The following is a 19948-nucleotide window of genomic DNA, read 5'->3' as shown; positions in this document are numbered from 1 at the left end:
CAACTACCGCAGAATCGTGTAACCGCGTTGACGGCGCCGCCGATGGCCACATATCTCGGGCCGCAACATAACCGGCGCTATGTGTTGCAACACATAGCGGCGGCTACAAGGCCCTGATTGCCAGTGGCGTGACCGAGGTGGGCTGCCTGGCGCATGCCCGGCGCAAACTCTTTGACCTCCATGCGGCGAACAAAAGCCAGCTTGCCGGGTTCGCGCTGGAGCAATTCGCCAAGGTCTATGACATCGAGCGCGAGGTCAAGGAACTGAACGCCGATCAACGCAAAGCCATTCGTCAGCAGCACACCAAGCCGATCCTGGATGCGTTGCACCAGTGGATGACATTGCAGCGGCAGAAACTGCCCGATAGCTCAGCAACGGCCAAGGCCCTGGATTACAGCCTCAGGCGCTGGACGGCGTTGACACGCTTCGTCGATGACGGGCAACTGCCCGTGGACAACAACTGGATCGAGAACCAGATCCGGCCCATTGCCATTGGCAGAGCCAATTGGCTGTTCGCCGGCAGCCTGCGCGCGGGCCAGCGGGCGGCGGCGGTGATGAGCCTGGTGCAGTCGGCGCGCATGAACGGGCATGACCCCTATGCCTACCTCCAGGACGTGCTCACAAGGCTGCCCACGCACAAGGCCAGCCGTATCGACGAGCTCTTGCCGCACCGCTGGCAGCCCACTGACATCTGATCGTCAGCAATGGTCGCCATCGGCGGTCAACATGGGTTTGCCGTGCGCTTACGAAGAAAGCATCGACTCGGCCGTCAAGTCGCCAACTCTTTCCACCCAGGTACCAGATCTCGACCTCTCGCTGCATGTGCATGTAGAAGAGACCCATCAGACCTGATACCGTTAGCTTTGGATCAAGCTCTCCTCGTCGCTGACCAGCCGCAAGCACCATCTCGAAAATGGGAACCACCTCGGTTGCCTTCCATCCACCGCTATCCATCCAGAGCTTGCTGGGCACGGTGATGAAAAACACTGTGGGAAGGGAGGGATTGCTGTCGTAAAGGCCGAAAAGCCTTGCGTAAAGGGCCCTCAAGTTGACGTCTGCAGCGCAATCAACTGAGACACACTTGCTCATCTCCCCCGCGTAGTACGGAAAGACCTCTCCGTATACCGTTGTGAGCAGGACCTCTTTTGAGTCGAAGTACTTGTAGATGGTGGCGCTGCTGACTCCAGAAAGATTGCTGATCTCGCGGATACCAACGTTGTTGAAATCTTCGTTGGCAAACGCTTCAAAGACCGCCGGATAGAGCCGCTGTCTCAACTCAAGAGGTACGTCATCTCGGCGCCCCCAGTGGGCGGCTAGACTTCCAACATCCTCACCTTTCTTCACTCGCGAAGTCTTCTTTTGCTTCTCGACTGTCGCTGTCATGATCTACCTCTTGTTAAAACATTGTTTTAGTGGAATTGATTCTAAAACGGTGTTTTAGTTATGAACAAGAGATCACCATTGCCATTTCTTGAAATCAAGGGAAAACCACTACTCGTTCGAGTCGATAGTCGTCAGGGCATCACTTGCAGCATGAGCAGGGCCGGCGAGGTCTAGGAAAAATCGGCGATGGAGAGTTTCTTCAGCTCGCTCAAGACCGAGCGCACGGCCAGGAAGGTGTATCGAACGCGAGTGCAAGCCCGTTCAGACGTATTCGATTACATCGAGTGCTTCTACAACCCGACGCGCCGACATTCGACGCTCGGATATCTCAGTCCCGTACAGTTCGAGAAAGCTCAAGAAGCTTAGGTCGGTGTCAACGCAACCGGCAGCAGCCCATCAGTCCATTACGACGCAGAAGCTTGTTCTCCTTGGGCGGACCATGTAAGGCGACGGACCATGTAAGGCGATTCAGTCGCGGCAGGCCTTGTTGCCACGCACCACCACGCGGCCGGTACGCAAGGGGTACTCACGAAAATCTGCTCCAGACCGTTCCACCCGGCACACTCCATGGCCGGGCGGATGAACTTGTTGCAGATGTCGCTTTCGCAGAGGTTTTTCTTGTCCATTCGGCAGGTTGCACCCGCCTTGGGCATGCAGGGGTGGCGTGTAGTTGTTACCGGGTACTACCGCCGCCCTCTGCCACCCGACGAAGCCTTGCCGGTGGCGGCGTATCCGTCAGGCCAGACCTTCGTCCTTCAGCACGGCCTGCACCGCTGGACGCGCTGCCACCCGCGCGCGAAAAGCGACCAGGTGGGGCCACGGTGCGAGGTCGAGGCCGATGTGGCCGGTCCAGCCGAGAACGGTGAAGAGGTAGGCGTCGGCCACACTGAAGTCGGCGCCCATCAGGTAGTCGCGGCCCGCGAGTTGGTCGTTAACGTAGGCAAAACGCCGTTGCAGGCTGCTGCGCGAGACCTCTTTCCATTCGGGCGTGCCGGCGGGGTTGAAGAAGGCGCCGAAGTTGCGGTGCAGCTCGGTGCCGATGAACGTGAGCCAGCCTTGCAGCTGGTAACGCGCCAGCGTGCCATTGGCCGGCGCCAGGGGTTTGGCAGGCACCTGGTCGGCCAGGTACTGGACGATGGCCGGGCCTTCGGTGAGCAGGGTGCCGTCGGCCAGTTGCAAGGCGGGCACGTAGCCCTTGGGGTTGATGGCCCAGAAGTCCTGGCCGCTGGCGGTCTGCTTGGTCTGGAGGTCAACCACCTCCGTCGTGTACGGCAGGCCGGTTTCTTCGAGCACGATGTGCGATGCCAGGGAACAGGCGCCGGGCTTGATGAACAGTTTCATGAAGAATTTTCCTTGGTGGATGGGTAGAAAGAACGGAGCGATTGTGCAGCGCACAGCCATCGCATGCTGTCCGTGCTCTTGACCGCTTCGGCGATCCGCAACCCGATGCACGGAAAGATCTGCCCAGCAAACGCTGGCGCACCCCACCGCTGTACCGCACACGCCACATCCCACCTGGCCGCCAACCCCGCACTGCGGGCACTGGTGCTGCGCTGAACACCCGGCATCTGCGCCGCACCGACGCAACGGCTCCTGGCGCTAGTTGTCCTGGCGCCGGATCAATTGCCGCCCCGAGGGAGTGATGGCCATTTCACCGCCCGCGTTCTTGCGGATGAGACCCCACTCCAGCAGCCGCCCCGACAGGTGCTCCCTGAGCGCGCCATCCTGGGTGATGAGTTCGCCCATCTCCAGCCGCTTGAGTACATCGATTTCGTCCACGGTGGGGTCGAAATGCGCTGCGTGGTAAGTGTTCGTCATGGTCGTTCTCCAACTGGCAGTTCCACATGCCACTGACGCCCCCAGATTAGACCGATGGCCAGCGCAGCGCAAGCGCCCCCGCTGAAAACCTGGCGCAGCACCGGGGCGCCTGCCAGCAAGCGCAGCGGCGCTGCGCGCTTCATGGCGCGGGCCCATCACCCGGCGCAATGCCCTGCGCCATGCCCAGCAGCCACTGCGCAAACGCCGCCAGTACCGGTGGCTGGGCCTGCGCGGGGCTGATGAGGTAGTAGCCGCGCTCGCCGCGCAGCGGGCGCGCGCAGGCCACCACCAGTTCGCCGCTGGCCAGCTCGGCCTCGATCAGCAGGGGTGGTATCAGCGCCACGCCCATGCCATGCGTGGCGGCCACGGCGAGCATGGAGAACAGCTCGTAGCGCGGGCCGTCGAGCGCATGCGGCGCGTCCACACCCATGGCATCGAACCACTGGCGCCAGCCATAGGGGCGCGTGCTTTGCTGCAACAGCGGCAGTTCGGTCAACGCGTCAGGCGCCACCGACTGGTGCGCGCGGCCGCGGCCGCGCGGCGTGGTGGATTCCAGCAGGCGCGGGCTGCACACGGGCACCACGTCTTCGTGCATCAGGAGCTGCGCCTGCACGCCGGGCCAGTGGGCGACCTGCTCGGGGGTGCCCGCGTACAGCGCGGCATCAAAAGTGGTGTCGGCAAACAGAAAGGGCCGCGTCTGCGTATCGATGTGCACCACGATGTCGGGGTGCTGCTGTGCCAGCTGCGGCAGACGCGGGATGAGCCAGCGCGTGGCAAAGGTGGGCACTGCCGCCAGCGAGATGGTGCCGCCCTCGCCCTGGTGCGCCATCACGTCCAGCGTGTCGCGCTCCAACCCCTGCAGCCAGCGCGCCACCTGGCGGCCGTAGTGCGCGCCAGCGGGCGTGAGCACCACGCCGTGGCGCGTGCGGCGAAACAGCTGAACGCCCAGGAATTCTTCCAGCGCCTGGATCTGGCGCGAGACGGCGCTTTGCGTGAGCGACAGCTCCTGCGCGGCGCGCGTATAGCTTTCGTGCCGGGCGGCGACTTCGAAACAGGCCAGGGCCTGGGTGGAGGGGATGTGGCGGCGCATGGTCGAACTCTAGCTCATACATTCCTCAAACGCATATCTGAATGAAAACTCATCGTTTGCGCAAGGTGAACACGGCCACTACGATGCGCACATTCATGATTTTTTATCGGAGACCGCCATGGCCCACGCCGCTTTTCAATGGGACGACCCTTTCCTTCTCAGCCAGCAACTGACCGACGATGAGCGCGCCATCCGCGATGCCGCCGCCGCCTACTGCCAGGACAAGCTGGCGCCGCGCGTGCTGGACGCCTTCCGCCACGAGAAGATGGACACCAGCATCTTCCGCGAGATGGGCGAAGTGGGCCTGCTGGGCCCCACCATCCCCGAGCAGTACGGCGGCCCGGGCCTGTCGTACGTGGCCTATGGCCTGATCGCCCGCGAGGTGGAGCGTGTGGACTCGGGCTACCGCTCGATGGCCAGCGTGCAGAGCTCGCTGGTGATGGTGCCCATTCATGAATTCGGCACCGAAGCGCAAAAGCAGAAATACCTGCCCAAGCTGGCCAGCGGCGAGTGGATTGGCTGCTTTGGCCTGACCGAGCCCGACCATGGCTCCGACCCCGGCAGCATGGCCACGCGCGCCTACAAGACGGCCGGCGGCTACAAGCTCAAGGGCAGCAAGATGTGGATCACCAACAGCCCCGTGGCCGACGTGTTCGTGGTCTGGGCCAAGGAAGTATCCGAAGGCGGCGCCGTCGGCCCCATCCGCGGCTTTGTGCTCGAAAAGGGCATGAAGGGCCTCACGGCCCCCGCCATCCACGGCAAGGTGGGCCTGCGTGCCTCCATCACCGGCGAGATCGTGATGGACGACGTGTTCGTGCCCGAAGAAAACGCGTTCCCCGAAGTGCAGGGCCTGAAGGGCCCCTTCACCTGCCTGAACAGCGCCCGCTACGGCATCGCCTGGGGCGCGCTGGGTGCGGCCGAGTTCTGCTGGCACACCGCGCGCCAGTACACGCTGGACCGCAAGCAGTTTGGCCGCCCCCTGGCCGCCAACCAGCTCATCCAGAAGAAGCTGGCCGACATGCAGACCGAGATCGCCATCGGCCTGCAGGCCTGCCTGCAGTTCGGCCGCATGAAGGACGCGGGCACGGCCAGCGTGGAAGGCACCTCCATCATCAAGCGCAACAGCTGCGGCAAGGCCCTGGACATCGCCCGCCTGGCGCGCGACATGATGGGCGGCAACGGCATCAGCGACGAGTTTGGCGTGGCGCGCCACCTGGTGAACCTGGAAGTGGTGAACACGTACGAAGGCACGCACGACGTGCACGCGCTGATCCTGGGCCGCGCGCAGACCGGGATTGCAGCGTTCTCGAACTAAAGCGAGCCGGAAGGACACCGGCCCCTGCAAAAACACCGCTTCTGCGGTGTTTTTTTCCATCCAACCCTTGATAAACAAGCGTTACTAGCTATTCATTTCATAGTAATGGCACACATGACCCCACTTCCCACCAACGCTGGCGCCCTGGCGGGCATCCAGGTGCTCGACCTCTCCCGCGTGCTCGCCGGCCCCTGGTGCACCCAGATGCTGGCCGACCTGGGCGCGGACGTGGTCAAGGTGGAGCGCCCCGGCGTGGGCGATGACACGCGCCACTGGGGTCCGCCCTTCCTGAAGGACGAGGCCGGCAACGACACCCACCAGGCCAGCTATTTCACGGCCTGCAACCGCAACAAGCGCTCAGTCACCATCGACATGGCCACGGCCGAGGGCCAGGCGCTCATCCGCCAGATGGCGCAGCAGGCCGATATCGTGGTCGAGAACTTCAAGGTCGGCGGCTTGAAGCAATACGGCCTGGACCATGAGAGCCTGCGCGCACTGAACCCGCGCCTCATCTACTGCTCGGTCACCGGCTTCGGGCAGGACGGGCCGTACGCCGAGCGCGCCGGCTACGACCTGATGGTGCAGGCCATGACGGGCCTGATGGGCATCACCGGCCAGGCCGACAGCCAGCCCGGCGGCGGCCCCATGCGCGTGGGCGTGGCCGTCATCGACCTGTTCACCGGCCTGTATGCGAGCAACGCCATCCTGGCCGCGCTGCATGTGCGCGACAACGCCACCAACGGCACCGGCCAGGGCCAGCACATCGACATGGCGCTGCTGGACGTGGGCATGGCCGTGCTGGCCAACCAGGCGTCGGGCTTCCTGGCCACCGGCAAGGCGCCGGGCCGCATGGGCAACAGCCACCCCAGCCTCGCGCCCTACCAGGACTTCCCCACCGCCGACGGCAACATGCTGCTGGCCATCGGCAACGACGGCCAGTTCCAGCGCTTTTGCGCGGCGGCCGAGCAGCCCCAGTGGGCCGCCGACCCGCGCTTTGCCACCAACACGCTGCGCGTGCAGCACCGCACCGACCTCATCCCCGCCATGGAGGCCGTGACCCGCACACGCACCACGGCCGCGTGGATCACACTGCTCGAAGACAAGGCCGTGCCCTGCGGCCCCATCAACACCATTGCCCAGGCGTTTGACGATGCGCAGGTGAAGGCACGCGGCCTGCGCGTGAGCCTGCCGCGCAACGCGGGCGACGGCATCGCGCAGGTGGCCACGGTGGCCAGCCCGCTGCGCCTCTCGCGCAACCCGCCCGTGCTGCGCAACGCGCCGCCGGCCCTGGGCCAGCACACCGATGAGGTGCTGGCCGAATTCGGTCTGGGCGCGCAGGCCATTGCCACCCTGCGCGAGAAAAAGGTTCTCTGAATACGGCGCAGCCGCGCCCCTCTTCGCCACCCCTGCTTCACCATTTCAACAACAGGAGATAAAAGCATGATCCGTCGCAGCGCCCTGGTCCTGGGCATCGTTGCCATTTTCGGCACTGCCGCCCACGCACAGGGCTACCCGCAAAAACCCATCCGCCTGCTCGTGCCCTTTGCCGCAGGCGGCACCACCGACCTGATTGCCCGCATCGTGGCCGAGCCACTGGGCCGCGAACTGGGCCAGCCCGTGGTGGTGGAGAACAAGGGCGGCGGCGGCGGCAGCATTGGCGCAGCCGAAACCGCACGCGCCAACCCCGACGGCTACAACCTGGGCATGGCCACCGTGTCCACCACGGCCACCAATCCGGCCATCAACCCCAAGATCCCGTACAACGTCGCCACCGACTTCGCGCCCATCATCAACATTGCCGCCACGCCCAATGTGATCGCCGCCCACCCCAACCTGCCCTTCCGCGACTACAAGGGCATGCTGGCCGCCGTGAAGAAGGAGCCTGGCAAGTACGCCTACGCCTCGCCGGGCAACGGCAGCATCACGCACCTGATGATGGAGATGTTCAAGCTGAGCACCCAGACCTTCATGGTGCATGTGCCCTACCGTGGCTCGGGCCCCGCCCTCAACGACGCCGTGGCCGGCCAGGTGCCGCTGATTTTCGACAACCTGCCCTCGGCCCTGCCCTTCATCAAGGAAAAGCGCCTCACGGCCCTGGTGGTGGCCGCACCGCAGCGCGTGCCCGCGCTGCCCGACGTGCCCACCTTCAAGGAAGTGGGCCTGGAAAGCGTGAACCGCATGGCCTACTACGGCCTCATCGGCCCCAAGGGCCTGCCCCGGGACATCGTGGACAGGATCAACGCCGCCACCCGCAAGGTGCTGCTGGACCCCGCGATCCGCAAGCGCATCGAGGAAACCGGCTCCATCATCATGGCCGACACCCCCGAAGCCTTCGCCCGCCAGATGCGCGAGGAACTGGCGGTGTACAAGGATGTGGTGGCCAAGCAAAAGCTCCGCCTGGACTGAGGATGTGAAAGAACCGGCCATGCCCTCCGTTGCCCGCATGGCCCGGCTAAGCACATATTCACAAGGAAACAATCTGTAGCGCCATCCAACCATGCGCTTGAAGCTATATTTTTCATAGCAATCAAGCACCACCACGCGCTGCAGGGCAGCGCGGGTGGATGCTGCACCAGGCTGCCGCACCCCCGGTTGGCCGGCAACGACAGCATCGATTTTCAGCGCGGCCGCTCAAACCCGCTCTCGGCCCAGGCCGTGGCGCGGGCGGCGGTGAGCTGGAAACTGGGCGGCACCGGCACCCGTGCCAGTTCTTCGCCCAAGGCGTTCTGCGCACTCAGGGTGGCGGTGGCTCCCTCGTCGTCGGGCACGATGGCCAGGGCCACACGCAGGCGCTCGCCCTGCACGGTGATGGTGACGCTCTTGTTGAGCTGCGCATGCAGCTGCTGCTCGTGGCGGCGCAGCACCTCGCTGGCCGTTTTCACCAGAGTGTTGAAGGCCGATACATCCAGCGGCTTGGGGTTCTTCTTGTCGCGCCCCATGGTCCACGGACCCACCAGCGCGGGCTCGGCCTCGCCCTGCAGCGCCATCGACACGGCCCAGCCATCGTCGTCCTCGTTCTTGATGACGCGCGCCGTCCAGCGGCCGTCGCTCCACAGACGGGGTTCTTGAACGGGGGTAGGTGTGTCGGAGGTGTCGGTCATGGGCGCTGCGGCGGATCGGTGAAAAGGCGCAGAGCATAAGGCCGATGGGTCCGGTCCAGACCACCCGGGGGCAACCAGGCGATCATCCCCCCGCTATCGGGTCGGCCAACGAAGACCATGTGCGCAGCCTCGGCACGGACGGCCATGTAGCCATGGTTCATGGTGGAAGACCTGGCGGATGCCATCCGGCGGGTGCCGCCCGCAGAGTTGGGGAATCGAGCGCGAATTCTTCACAAGAATCGACTCCACCCTTATCAAAAAAGCGCCGATAGCGATATAAAACATCGCTTTTTGCAGGCTGTTTCCGGTGCCCCGACCGGGATCGCCCGAATTTCACCACGCCGTGCAGGCGGGTGGCACCGGCAGGGGCCGCGGTGCCAAGTCAACCAAATGGCGTCCTCGGGCGTCTAATGGAGAGTACCGGCCCACCAATTTGTAACGCTCCGCCGGGGCGCTTTTCAAGGGCTTTACGCAGCGCACGGAACGCGTTGTGCACCGCCAGAGTCTGACCACCATGACACACCTACCTGCCCGCCTTGTTTCCGCCCTTGCGCTCGCCGCGCTGGCCACGGGCTGCGCCGTGGTTCCTGGCGACCCTTACTACACGCCGCAGCCCATCGGCTACGGCGTGTACGAACAACCCACCTACATCTATGGCAGTCCTGCTGCCGTTTACAGCTACCCGGTGGCCCCGCCGCCCGGCTACTACGGGCGCAGGTACGACGACCGCAATCACTGGCGCGAACGCGAGCGGGCCCAGCGCGAGCGCGAAGCACACCGTGAGCGCGAAGCCCTGCACGACCGGGAGATCCGGCGTGAACGTGAAGCCCGCCAGGCCCAGGATGCCCGCCGGGACTGGGAGCGCAATCAGAACCGTGACCAGGCCCGCCGTGAACAGGCCCAGCGCGAGCAAGTCCAACGCGACCAGCACCAGCGTGGTGTGCAGGCCCAGCGCGATGAAGCCCGCCGGGACCAGGAGCCGCGCCAAAATCGCCCGGGCCACCCCCGCGGGAGAAGCGACGCCCCGCGTGGACAGGACAACTGAAAACCGAGAACCTGTGAAAGAACCTGCCATGCCACTGGTGCGCAACTGCCTTGTCACCGGCGTGGCGCTGCTGTGTCTCGCCGCGCAGGCCCAGGTGCTGCGCTGCACCGATGCGCGCACCGGGCAGGTCACCTACACCGACGGAGCCTGCACAGGCGCCGCAACGGTGCGCGAGGTCGAGCCCCGCAAGACCGCGCAAGAAATCCAGCTGGAGCGCGACCAGGCTGCCGAGGCGCTGGCACGCAAGCAGCAGCAACGGCAGGCCGAAGCGGCCGCCCGGCAAATCGACGCCGACCGCGACGCGCAGCGTGAACGCGAACAGGCGGAGCGCACCACCCGCCCGGCAACCCGCCCGCAGGACTATGCACGGTCCGCCGAATGCGCCCGCTCGCGCCGCAACCTCGATGTGGTCGTCAGCAGCGCCAGCGGCAGCTATGACCAGAACCTGCGCGTCGAAACCGCGCAGCGCCAGGTGGACCTGGACTGCCTGGGCCCCGAGGCCTATGCCGAGCTGGAAAAAGCCCGCGCGGCCCGGATGGAGACATCCCCTGCGGTGGTGCTGGTTCCGCCGCGCCATCCGGTCTACACCCGGCCCGCACCACCGCCGCCACCGCCGCCACCGCGCAGAATCACGCAGTGCAACGTGTTCCGCTGTTACGACAGCCAGGGCAACAGCTACCCGCGCTGAACGCCACCCCGGCGCAGGTCAGGCGCGCAGCCCCTCGGCCACGGTGGGATAGCGCAGCCGCAGGCCCAGTTCGCTCAGCAGGCGCTGGTTGTCGAGCCTGCGTGATTCGCTCATGAAACTCAGCAGCATCATCGGCAGCGCATCCTGCGCCGTGCCGCGCGGCACCCTGGGCGGGCGCGGCAGGCCATACAGGTCGGCCGCCAGGTCGAAATACTCGCCCATCTTCATGTCGCTGGCATCGCTGGCGTTGTAGACCCGTTGCGGCCGGCCACGCCACAGCGCCGCCAGGCAGGCGCGCGCCAAGTCGTCCGCGTGGATGTGGTTGGTGTACACGTCGTCCTGCGCCACCAGCACGGGGGTGCCCTTGCGCAGCCGTGCCTCGGGTGTCCCGCCCTCGCGGTCGGGCGCGTAGATGCCAGGAATGCGCAGGATGCTGGTACGCACCCCGGCGCGCCCCAGGTGGCGCACGGCACGTTCGGCATCCACGCGGCGCTGGGCCCGGGGCGTGCCGGGGGCCACGGTGCGGGTTTCGGGCACGCGAGCGCCCGCACAGTCGCCATACACGCCGCTGGTCGAGGCATACACCAGCGACATGGGCAGGCTTCGCAGCCGCAAGGCCCGGGCCAGGGCCAAGGTGCGCGGATCGCGCCACCAGGCGGTGCCCCCACCGCCCTCGCCCGGTGGCGGAGCCAGGTGCAGCACCCGCGTGGCCAGGCCCGACAGGCGGCGCAGCGTGGCAGCGCGGTCCAGATTGCCCACCAGCGGCATCACCCCCTGGGCGCGCAGACTGCCCACGCGTTCGGCCTGGGAGGTGAGCGCCAGCACGCGCAGGCGCTGCGCCCCCGGGCCGGTGAGCAGATTGCGCGCCACGCGCTGGCCCACATCGCCATAGCCCACGATCAGCAGGCGCTCGCGGCGAAAGCGGGATGGCAAAGCGCCCAGGCCGCTGGTCAGGGCAACGGTGCTCATGCGGCCCCCTGCCACGCAAGGGTGTTGCGCACACCGTGGCGCGGACACGCAGCAGGCGTGCACGGCAGCCCCACGGGGCGGCAGGCCCGTGCGCTGTTAAGGGGACGATCAGGTACTAAAGGCAAAATCGGGACCATTCGCTTGAAGACAATTGGAAGAATAGCCCAAGGATACCCACCCTATGACCAGCACCGAGACTGCCAACGCAGCGTTCCAGATCACCGTACAACCCAGCGGCCGCGCTTTCAGCACCCATGCCGGCGAAGCCATCCTGGCGGCTGCCATCCGCAGTGGCGTGGGCCTGCCCTACGGCTGCAAGGACGGTGCCTGTGGCTCGTGCAAATGCAAGAAGATCAGCGGCGCCGTGCACCATGGCGAGCACCAGTCCAAGGCCCTGACGACCGACGAGGAAGCCGCGGGCTTCGTGCTGACCTGCTGCGCCCATCCGCTGACCGACGTGGTGCTCGAATCGCGCCAGGTCACCGACGAAAGCGCCTACCCCGTCAAGAAGTTGCCCGTGCGCGTGACCAGCTTCGAGAAAAAATCGCACGATGTCATGCAGCTGCGCCTTCAGCTGCCCGCCGCCGACACCTTCCGTTACCACGCGGGGCAATACATCGAGTTCCTGTTGCAGGGTGGCGTGCGCCGCGCCTATTCGATGGCCAACGCCCCCCACACCCAGGCCGACACGCCGGGGCTGGAACTGCACATCCGCCACATGCCGGGCGGCAAATTCACCGACCATGTGTTCGGCCCCCTGAAGGAAAAGGAAATCCTGCGCATCGAAGGCCCGTTCGGCAGCTTCTTCCTGCGCGAGGATTCGGACAAACCCATCGTGCTGCTGGCATCGGGCACCGGCTTTGCCCCCATCAAGGCACTGATCGAGCACATGCAGTTCAAGGGCATCGCACGCCCCACCACGGTGTACTGGGGGGGCCGCCGGCCCGGCGATCTGTACCTGCACGACTGGATGCTGTCGCGCGCCGCGCACATGCCCCACCTCACCTACGTGCCCGTGGTGTCCGATGCCCTGCCCGAGGACGGCTGGACGGGCCGCACCGGCTTTGTGCACCAGGCCGTGCTGCAGGACTTTGCCGACCTCTCGGGCCACCAGGTGTATGCCTGCGGTGCGCCCATCGTGGTGGACTCGGCGCGCACCGCCTACAGCGCGGAACGCGGCCTTCCGCCCGAGGAGTTCTTTGCCGATTCGTTCACCTCCGAGGCCGACAAGCACGGCTAACCCCCCCGGTGCCCGCACGGCACGCCGCCGGCAGCGGTGTGCACCGCACCGGCCCGCGGCCATTTTTGCGCCAGGGCGGTTCCATTTTTTGCACAATGGGGCCATGAACCGTCGAAACATCCTCCTCGCAAGTGCCGCTGCCGCAGCGGTTTTCTCTTCTTCCCTGGCCCTGGCGCAGGACGCGGGCGCGCCCATCCGCCTGATCGTGCCCTACGCCCCCGGCGGCCCGCTGGACATCACGGCGCGCGCGCTGGCCGAGCGGGTGCGCGAGTCGCTGGGCACGGTGATCATCGACAACAAGGGCGGCGCCGGGGGCAACATCGGCGCCGACGCCATCGCCAAGGCGGCTCCCGATGGCCTGACCATCGGCATCGCCGCCACCGCCACGCACGCCGTGAACCCCTGGCTGTATGCCCGCATGCCTTACGACGCTGGCAAGGACTTTGCCGGCATCACCCAGATGGTGCGTGTACCCAATGTGCTGGTGATGAATGCCGAGAAGGCAGCGCAACTGAAGATCAACAGCGTGGCCGACCTGATCGCCTACGCCAAGGCCAATCCGGCCAAGCTCAACTACGGCAGTGGCGGCAACGGCAGTGCGGGCCACCTGGCGGGCGAGATGTTCAAGCAGCGTGCCGGCATCTTTGCCCTGCACATCCCCTACCGGGGCGGCAACCCGGCCCAGCTGGCCCTGCTGAGCGGCGAGGTGGATTTCAACATCGACAACCTCGCCACCGCCGCGCCCAACATCCGCGCCGGCAAGCTCAAGGCCCTGGCCGTGACCAGCCTGCAGGCCAGCCCCGCCCTGCCCGGCGTGCCACCGCTGTCCAGCACCTTCAAGGGCTTTGCTATCGACACCTGGTGGGGCCTGGTGGCCCCCGCCGGCACGCCCAAACCGGTGATCGCCAAGCTGAACAAGGCCTTCGTGGCCGCCCTCAATGCGCCCGAAACCAAGACCCGCTTTGGCGCCCTGCTGGCAGAACCGGTGCCCACCACACCCGAGCAGTTCGACGCCTTCATGGCCAGCGAGCGCGCCAAATACCAGGCACTGGTCAAGGCCTCGGGTGCCAAGGTGGATTGATGGAGCGCAGGCCATCTGCCGCTGCAGCTGATGGCGATTTTTGAACGAAAAGTGGCTCCAGCGCTTTATTCATAAGCGCGAGCAGCCATATTTTCAGAAGCACCCCGTCACAGGTCAGACGGTTTTTCGGTGCCTGCTAGAACGCCCACCCCGCGTCCTGCACCCGGTCGATACGCTGCGCCGCAACGGCGGCCAGCAGGTGCTCCGGCACCCGATCGGGCGCCAGCTCGGCCAGGGGGCGCAGCACAAAGGCACGCTCGGGCATGCGCGGGTGCGGCACCGTGAGCGTGGGGGTGTCGATCACCTGGTCGCCATAGAGCAGGATGTCCAGGTCCAGCGTGCGCGGGGCGTTGCGGTAGGGGCGCTCGCGCCCGGCCGCCTGCTCGATCGCCTGCAGCTGCACCAGCAAGGCATGGGGCGCCAGGGTGGTCTCCACCTGCACCACGGCGTTCAGGTAGTCGGGTCCGCCCGCATCCACGGGCGCGCTGCGGTAAAGGGACGAGATGCGCTGCACGCGCGTGCCCGGCAAGCCGGCCACGGCGGTCAGCGCGGTGCGCAAGGTGGCCTGCCGATCACCCAGGTTGGCCCCGAGGCCGATCCAGACAGACACGGCCACAGGGGTCGCAGAGGCCGCAGGGGCCATGAACGGGCCAGCAGCCTGCATCACCAAAGCTTATTCGCCGGCGGCTGCGGAGGCAGTTCCTTCGCCATTGCCGCCACCCGGCTTGCGGCGGCGGCGGCGGCGCTTCTTGGGCGCATCGCCGTCGGCCAGCGGCGCGGCGTCGTCGGGCAACGGTGCAGCGCCAGCCGTCGCAGCACGGGGCGCCGCCCCGGCTGCCGGTGCAGCGCGCGGCACCCGCTTGACCACGGGCTGGGCCTTCTGGCGCGCCTTCTGCTCTTCGCGGGCCTGGTCCATCAGGTCGTCGCGGCGGTCATCGCTGGCGTTCTGGAAGTCCTGCCACCATTCGGCCAGGGCTTCCTCGACTTCGCCCACGTCGGCACGCAGGCGCAAGAAGTCGAATCCGGCACGAAAGCGCAGCTGGGCGACCATGCCAAAGGGGCCGTTGCCCACACGCTTTTCAAAGCGCGGCTGCATGACCCAGATCTCGCGCATGTCGGCGGCCAGCTTGCCGCGGCCCGACACGTCGCCGATGCGCTTGTCGAAAACGTCGTCGATCGCATCCTGCAAGGCCGGCAGCGGGTGCTGGCGCTGGTTCTGGCGCTCCGTCCAGCCCTTGTGCACGTCGTCCCACAGCACGCAGGCCAGCAGGAAGCTGGGGGCCACGGGCTTGCCTTCGCCCACGCGGCGGTCGGTGTCGGTGAGGGCCGCCTTCACGAAGGGCGTGTCGGCGCGCTCCACCACCACGTCCAGCAGCGGGTAAATGCCTGTGGCCATGCCCAGCTTCTTGAGCTGCTCGATGGTCGCAATGGCATGCCCCGTTTGCAGCAGCTTGAGCATTTCATCGAACATGCGGCTTTGCGGCACCTCGGCCAGCAGGGCCTGCGACTGCACCAGGGGCGCGGCGGTCTTGGCGTCGATGCTGAAGCCCAGGGGGCTGAGCTTGGCCGCAAAGCGCACGGCACGGATGATGCGCACCGGGTCTTCGCGGTAGCGCGTGGCCGGGTCGCCAATCATGCGCAGCGTCTTCTTCTTGGCGTCCTGCAGGCCCTTGTGGTAGTCCACCACCACCTGGCTGACCGGGTCGTAGTACATGGCGTTGACGGTGAAGTCGCGGCGCGTGGCGTCTTCGTCCTGCGGGCCCCAGACGTTGTCGCGCAGCACGCGGCCGCTGGCGTCAACGGCATGCTGCATGCCCGACAGCTGGGCCTTGCTGGTCTTCTCGTTGCCACTGACCTGGCCTGCCGCAGCGTTGTCGAGGTAGGCGCGAAAAGTGGACACCTCGATCACCTCGTGCTCGCGTCCCCGGCCATGCACCACGTGCACGATGCGAAAGCGCTTGCCGATGATGAAGGCGCGCCGGAACAGCCCCTTGACCTGCTCGGGCGTGGCGTCGGTGGCCACGTCAAAGTCCTTGGGGCGCAGGCCCAGCAGCAGATCACGCACGGCGCCGCCCACGATGTAGGCCTCAAAACCCGCCTGCTTGAGCGTGGCCACCACGTCGGCGGCGCGGCGATCCACCAGCTCGGGGTTGATGCCGTGGACCGATGCCGGAACCTCTGCGCGCTTGCCGAAATGGGGCTTGCCGCCCGAGGTGCCGGGCGTGGATTTGCCGAGCAGTTTGTCGATGAACTTCTTGATCATGGGTAATGGGTAATCAGGGGTGCCGGAGCACAGGTGTCAGGAGGCAGCCTGGCTGGCAGAGGCCGTGAACAGGTCCAGTATGCGCCAGCCGCGCTCCTGGGCCAGCGCGCGCAGGCGCGGGTCGGGGTTGGTGGCGACGGGGTGGTTCACCTTCTCCAGCAGCGGCACGTCGTTCATGGAGTCGCTGTAGAAGGTGCTCTCGACATCGCTCCAGGAAAGCCGCCGCTCGGCCAGCCATTGTTCCATGCGCAGCACCTTGCCTTCGCGCATGGTGGGAATACCGTCGATTTCGCCCGTGTACCAGCCCTGCGCATCCCGGGCCAGCCGCATGGCCAGCAATTCTTGCACGCCCAGGGCCTGCGCGATGGGCCGCGTCACGAACTCGTTGGTGGCGGTGATGATGAGCACGTCATCGCCGGCCGCCTGGTGCTGGCGCAGCAGCTCGCGTGCCTGCGGGTGGATGGCCGGCTCGATCACCTCGCGCATGAACTGCGCATGGGCGGCGGCGGCGGCCTCGGGGCCGCGCTGGCGCACGGCCTCGGTGGCAAACCGCACATAGTCGTGCACATCGAGCGTGCCGGCCTGGTAATGGGCATAGAACTCGTCGTTGCGGCGCGCGAACTCCACGGGATCGTTCCAGCCGATGCGGATGGTGAACTCGCCCCACTCGTAGTCGGAGTCAATGGGCAGCAGCGTATGGTCCAGGTCGAACAGCGCAAGCCGCGGGCGGCGGGGATCAGAGGTCATTCAGATTCACAAAAAGGGCAAAGGGGGGGCGCACCGGGTGGCGGCATCATTCCGATTCGAGCATGGCCTTGAGCAAGGGGATGGTGATGGCGCGCTGGGTGCGCAGCGCATAGGCATCGAGCTGGTCCAGCAGTTGCATGAGGCTGCCCAGATCACGCGAAAAACGGTTGAGCATGAAATCCATCACCTCGTCGCCCAGAAAAACCCCCCGGGCATCGGCCTCCTGGCGCAGCACCGCCCGGCGGGCGGCTTCGTCGAGCAGCTGCAGCTGGAACACATGGCCCCAGCCCAGGCGGGTGCGCAGGTCGTCGCGCAGTGGCAGGTCGGCCGGCGGCAGGCTGCCGGCAGCCAGCACCCCGCGTGGCATGCCGCTGGCGGGGCTGATGGCGTTCACGAACCAGTTGAAGGCCATGGCCTGCTGGGCAGTGCTGTACAGGTGCACATCGTCCATGACCACGGCGGTCCAGCGCTCGTCAAACTCTGCGGGCGCGGCCACCGACGCATCGAGCCAGCCAACGCTGGCTCCCTGGTCACTCAAGGCCTGGTGCACCGCCCGGAGCAGGTGGGTCTTGCCGCTGCCGGCCTCGCCCCACAGGTAAGTGGGAACCGGCGAACGGGTGCCCGGCGGGTGGCCCTCCCCCACCCACAGCCGCAGATGCTGCAGCGCGGCCTCGTTGGGGCCGGCAAAGAAACGCGCCAGGGTCGGGCCCGTCGCCAGGCCAATGTCCAGGGCCAGTTGCTTCATGGCTGCAGCCCGCGGGCACGCAGGCCAGCGCGGGGGAGAATGGCAGGAAACGGCATGGGCTGGAAAAGCAAAACGGGGCAAGAAGAAAGGGTGAACGGACGGCGTGCGGTGCACAACCCGTAAAATCTGCGCAAATTTTAGTCTGCCGCGCACGCTGGTCCGTGCCATCCCTGCCATGAGCTCCTCTGCATCCACCCCCACCCCCCTGTCCTACAAAGACGCTGGCGTTGACATTGACGCGGGCGACGCCCTGGTCGAACGCATCAAGCCGCTGGCCAAAAAGACCATGCGCGAGGGCGTTCTGGCCGGCATCGGCGGCTTTGGCGCGCTGTTCGAGGTGCCCAAGCGCTACCAGGAACCCGTGCTGGTCTCCGGCACCGACGGCGTGGGCACCAAGCTCAAGCTGGCGTTTGAATGGAACATGCACGACACGGTGGGCATCGACCTGGTGGCCATGAGCGTGAATGACGTGCTGGTGCAGGGCGCCGAACCGCTGTTTTTCCTCGATTACTTCGCCTGCGGCAAGCTCGATGTGGACACCGCCGCCGCCGTGGTGGGCGGCATCGCCAAGGGCTGCGAGCTCTCCGGCTGCGCGCTGATCGGCGGCGAAACCGCAGAGATGCCCGGCATGTACCCCGCTGGCGAATACGATCTGGCCGGTTTTGCCGTGGGCGCCGTCGAAAAATCCAGGATCCTCACCGGCAAGAACGTGAAGCCCGGCGACGTGGTGCTGGGCCTGGCGTCCAGCGGCGTGCATTCCAACGGCTTCTCGCTGGTGCGCAAGTGCATCGAGCGCGCGGGCGCCAATCTGCCCGCCACGCTGGACGGCAAGCCCTTCAAGCAGGCGGTCATGGAGCCCACGCGCCTGTATGTGAAGAACGTGCTGGCTGCGCTGGCGCAACATCCGCACTCGGAGGATTCCGCCTCGCCTGGCGGCATCAAGGCCCTGGCCCACATCACCGGTGGTGGCCTGCTGGAAAACATCCCCCGCGTGCTGCCCGAGGGTACCGCCGCCCACCTGCACAAAGGCAGCTGGCCCCAGACCGAGCTGTTTACCTGGCTGCAGAAGACGGCCGGCATCGACGACATCGAGATGAACCGCACCTTCAACAACGGCATCGGCATGGTGGTGGTGGTGGACGCCGCCGCCGCCGAAGCCACGGCCGCCACGCTGCGCGCTGCGGGCGAGCAGGTGTACGCCATTGGCACGATTGCTGCGCGCGGTGAAGGGGCCGCCGTGGTGGTGGCCTGATCGACACTTTCCCCGCTCCGTTCCGACGCCCTGCATGGCGCAGCGCCCCTCCCCAGGCCCCATTGCCCCCGCTTCGATGGAGGCCCCACCCACCCAGCTGCCAGCGCGTCCCTTGAGCCAGGGCGTCGTGGTGGCCAGCTACCTGCTGGTGGCGGCCACGCTGCTGCTGGTGATGTGGCGCGGCCTGCTGCCGGGTCTTTTGTGCGTGTGCCTGGGTTTTCTGCTGACGCGGGCGTTGACCCGCTGGTTTGCGCAAGGTCTGGGCCGCATGCGGCGCCCGTCCCATCCGCCCACCTCTGGCCTGCGGGCTGCGCAGATGACCGCTGCCGCCCTGGTGATGCTGCTGCCGCTGGCGCTGCTGGCAGTGGGCCTCACGCACTCGCGCGGCTATCTGGTGAACGCCCCGCAGCAATACCAGGAACTGCTGAACTACATGGCCCGCACGGTGCTGGAGCTGCGCCTGAAATTGCCGGCGGACATGGCCGCCCACCTGCCGGAAGGGGCGGCGGAGATCCAGCGCACCATCGCCAGCTACCTGGGCGCCAAGGCCGGTGCGCTGGCCATGGCCGGGCGCGCCTGGCTGGCTGGTGTGCTGTTTGCGTATGTGGGCCTGCTGATTGGCGCGCTGGCCGCCGTGCGCCCTGCGGTGCTGGCGCGTGGCCCGCTGGCGCAGCAGCTCAGGCTGCGCATCGCCCTGTTTGGCGAGGCATTCCGCCAGATCGTGGCGGCGCAGTTCTGGATTGCGGCGTTCAACACGCTGCTCACCGCGCTGTTCCTGCTTTTTCTGTTGCCGCTGTGGGGCCTGGAGCTGCCCTACACGCCGGTGCTGATCACGTTCACGTTTGTCGCGGGGCTGGTGCCCATTGTGGGCAATCTGGTGTGCAACGTGGTCATCACCATCGTGGGGCTGTCGGTGTCGCCGTTGGCGGCAGCGGCCTGCCTGGGATTTCTGATCCTCATCCACAAGGCCGAATACGTGATCAATGCCAAGGTGGTGGGCCGGCGCACGCAGATGGGGGTGTGGGAGCTGCTGTCGGTGATGTTCGTGGCCGAGGCCGTTTTCGGTCCGGCGGGGCTGGTGGCAGCGCCGCTGTTTTACGCCTACCTCAAGAAAGAGCTGGTGGCGGCGCGGCTGGTTTAGCCACCACCGGCCGGCCCGGCGCGCAATGCGGGGTCACTCAGACGCTTCGATCACAAGAGCTTTCTGCCCT

The 19948-nt window shown here is 66.4% G+C and carries 19 protein-coding genes and 2 pseudogenes; 11 read left to right on the top strand and 10 right to left on the bottom strand.

Annotated features, from left to right (window positions below; all coding sequences use genetic code 11):
* Window positions 1-101 precede the first annotated feature (101 nt).
* Window positions 102-695 (top strand): annotated as a pseudogene (gene tnpC, locus AC1Q5S_RS17015) (IS66 family transposase); the annotation flags it as partial.
* Here the strand turns inward: tnpC and AC1Q5S_RS17010 are convergent.
* Complete coding sequence (locus tag AC1Q5S_RS17010) at window positions 619-1383, bottom strand: TetR/AcrR family transcriptional regulator (protein WP_492239112.1); 765 nt, start codon at window positions 1381-1383, stop codon at window positions 619-621. The pseudogene tnpC and the gene AC1Q5S_RS17010 sit on opposite strands and share 77 nt — an antisense overlap.
* A gap of 132 nt (window positions 1384-1515) precedes the next feature.
* Here AC1Q5S_RS17010 and AC1Q5S_RS17005 point away from each other — a divergent pair.
* Window positions 1516-1749 (top strand): annotated as a pseudogene (locus AC1Q5S_RS17005) (IS3 family transposase); the annotation flags it as partial.
* Between the two features lie 369 nt (window positions 1750-2118).
* On the opposite strand, the gene gstA reads toward AC1Q5S_RS17005, so the two are convergent.
* From gstA to AC1Q5S_RS16990, 3 genes are all read right to left on the bottom strand, one after another.
* Window positions 2119-2724, bottom strand: coding sequence for a glutathione transferase GstA (gene gstA, locus AC1Q5S_RS17000; RefSeq protein ID WP_422206248.1), 606 nt, complete (start codon window positions 2722-2724; stop codon window positions 2119-2121).
* Window positions 2725-2982: 258 nt separating this feature from the next.
* Complete coding sequence (locus AC1Q5S_RS16995) at window positions 2983-3201, bottom strand: hypothetical protein (RefSeq protein ID WP_303837366.1); 219 nt, start codon at window positions 3199-3201, stop codon at window positions 2983-2985.
* 139 nt (window positions 3202-3340) lie between these two features.
* A complete protein-coding gene (locus AC1Q5S_RS16990) occupies window positions 3341-4291 on the bottom strand; it encodes a LysR family transcriptional regulator (RefSeq protein WP_422206251.1) in 951 nt (316 codons plus the stop codon).
* A 118-nt stretch (window positions 4292-4409) separates the two neighbouring features.
* Between AC1Q5S_RS16990 and AC1Q5S_RS16985 the strand changes: the two genes are divergently transcribed.
* The 3 genes from AC1Q5S_RS16985 to AC1Q5S_RS16975 all read left to right on the top strand — a co-directional run bounded on the left by AC1Q5S_RS16985 (window position 4410) and on the right by AC1Q5S_RS16975 (window position 8012).
* Complete coding sequence (locus AC1Q5S_RS16985; RefSeq protein ID WP_303837371.1) at window positions 4410-5606, top strand: acyl-CoA dehydrogenase; 1197 nt, start codon at window positions 4410-4412, stop codon at window positions 5604-5606.
* Between the two features lie 114 nt (window positions 5607-5720).
* The gene (locus AC1Q5S_RS16980; protein ID WP_422206253.1) at window positions 5721-6980 is read left to right on the top strand and encodes a CaiB/BaiF CoA transferase family protein; all 1260 of its coding nucleotides are present in this window, start codon (window positions 5721-5723) and stop codon (window positions 6978-6980) included.
* 66 nt (window positions 6981-7046) lie between these two features.
* A complete protein-coding gene (locus tag AC1Q5S_RS16975) occupies window positions 7047-8012 on the top strand; it encodes a tripartite tricarboxylate transporter substrate binding protein BugE (protein ID WP_422206255.1) in 966 nt (321 codons plus the stop codon).
* Window positions 8013-8224: 212 nt separating this feature from the next.
* Here the strand turns inward: AC1Q5S_RS16975 and AC1Q5S_RS16970 are convergent, their stop codons facing one another.
* A complete protein-coding gene (locus tag AC1Q5S_RS16970; RefSeq protein WP_303837300.1) occupies window positions 8225-8707 on the bottom strand; it encodes a hypothetical protein in 483 nt (160 codons plus the stop codon).
* 514 nt (window positions 8708-9221) lie between these two features.
* On the opposite strand from AC1Q5S_RS16970, the gene AC1Q5S_RS16965 reads away from it, so the two are divergent.
* Both AC1Q5S_RS16965 and AC1Q5S_RS16960 read left to right on the top strand, forming a co-directional pair.
* Window positions 9222-9752: a hypothetical protein gene (locus AC1Q5S_RS16965; protein ID WP_422206257.1), complete on the top strand. Its 531-nt coding sequence runs from the start codon at window positions 9222-9224 to the stop codon at window positions 9750-9752.
* Window positions 9753-9780: 28 nt separating this feature from the next.
* Entirely contained in the window at window positions 9781-10440 is a 660-nt protein-coding gene (locus AC1Q5S_RS16960; RefSeq protein WP_422206271.1) for a DUF4124 domain-containing protein, read from the top strand.
* Between the two features lie 18 nt (window positions 10441-10458).
* On the opposite strand, the gene AC1Q5S_RS16955 is transcribed toward AC1Q5S_RS16960, so the two are convergent.
* Entirely contained in the window at window positions 10459-11409 is a 951-nt protein-coding gene (locus AC1Q5S_RS16955; protein WP_422206259.1) for an NAD-dependent epimerase/dehydratase family protein, read from the bottom strand.
* A 181-nt stretch (window positions 11410-11590) separates the two neighbouring features.
* Here AC1Q5S_RS16955 and AC1Q5S_RS16950 point away from each other — a divergent pair, with 181 nt between their 5' ends.
* Window positions 11591-12649: a CDP-6-deoxy-delta-3,4-glucoseen reductase gene (locus AC1Q5S_RS16950; protein ID WP_303837308.1), complete on the top strand. Its 1059-nt coding sequence runs from the start codon at window positions 11591-11593 to the stop codon at window positions 12647-12649.
* Between the two features lie 103 nt (window positions 12650-12752).
* Window positions 12753-13730 (top strand): tripartite tricarboxylate transporter substrate binding protein, encoded by a 978-nt coding sequence (locus tag AC1Q5S_RS16945; RefSeq protein ID WP_303837310.1) that lies wholly within the window; start codon window positions 12753-12755, stop codon window positions 13728-13730.
* 136 nt (window positions 13731-13866) lie between these two features.
* Here AC1Q5S_RS16945 and folK read toward each other — a convergent pair whose 3' ends face one another.
* From folK to hda, 4 genes are read right to left on the bottom strand one after another with little or no spacing between them, the layout of a single operon-like run.
* The gene (gene folK / locus AC1Q5S_RS16940) at window positions 13867-14373 is read right to left on the bottom strand and encodes a 2-amino-4-hydroxy-6-hydroxymethyldihydropteridine diphosphokinase (RefSeq protein WP_422206273.1); all 507 of its coding nucleotides are present in this window, start codon (window positions 14371-14373) and stop codon (window positions 13867-13869) included.
* Between the two features lie 30 nt (window positions 14374-14403).
* A complete protein-coding gene (pcnB, locus tag AC1Q5S_RS16935) occupies window positions 14404-15993 on the bottom strand; it encodes a polynucleotide adenylyltransferase PcnB (RefSeq protein WP_422206261.1) in 1590 nt (529 codons plus the stop codon).
* A 36-nt stretch (window positions 15994-16029) separates the two neighbouring features.
* Complete coding sequence (locus AC1Q5S_RS16930) at window positions 16030-16740, bottom strand: histidinol-phosphatase (RefSeq protein ID WP_422206263.1); 711 nt, start codon at window positions 16738-16740, stop codon at window positions 16030-16032.
* Between the two features lie 46 nt (window positions 16741-16786).
* On the bottom strand, window positions 16787-17485 hold the full coding sequence (gene hda / locus AC1Q5S_RS16925) for a DnaA regulatory inactivator Hda (RefSeq protein WP_422206265.1): 699 nt from the start codon (window positions 17483-17485) through the stop codon (window positions 16787-16789).
* Window positions 17486-17660: 175 nt separating this feature from the next.
* Between hda and purM the strand changes: the two genes are divergently transcribed.
* Both purM and AC1Q5S_RS16915 read left to right on the top strand, forming a co-directional pair.
* Window positions 17661-18737 carry a phosphoribosylformylglycinamidine cyclo-ligase gene (purM, locus tag AC1Q5S_RS16920; RefSeq protein WP_422206267.1) on the top strand — a complete coding sequence of 359 codons (1077 nt, stop codon included), beginning with the start codon at window positions 17661-17663 and terminating at the stop codon, window positions 18735-18737.
* A gap of 76 nt (window positions 18738-18813) precedes the next feature.
* The gene (locus AC1Q5S_RS16915) at window positions 18814-19878 is read left to right on the top strand and encodes an AI-2E family transporter (RefSeq protein ID WP_422206269.1); all 1065 of its coding nucleotides are present in this window, start codon (window positions 18814-18816) and stop codon (window positions 19876-19878) included.
* Window positions 19879-19948 lie beyond the last annotated feature (70 nt).

Source organism: Acidovorax sp. GW835-FHT14B10, assembly GCF_058793725.1.
The sequence above is the reverse complement of the archived record's forward strand: the minus strand, read 5'-3'. Positions and strand labels throughout refer to the sequence as shown.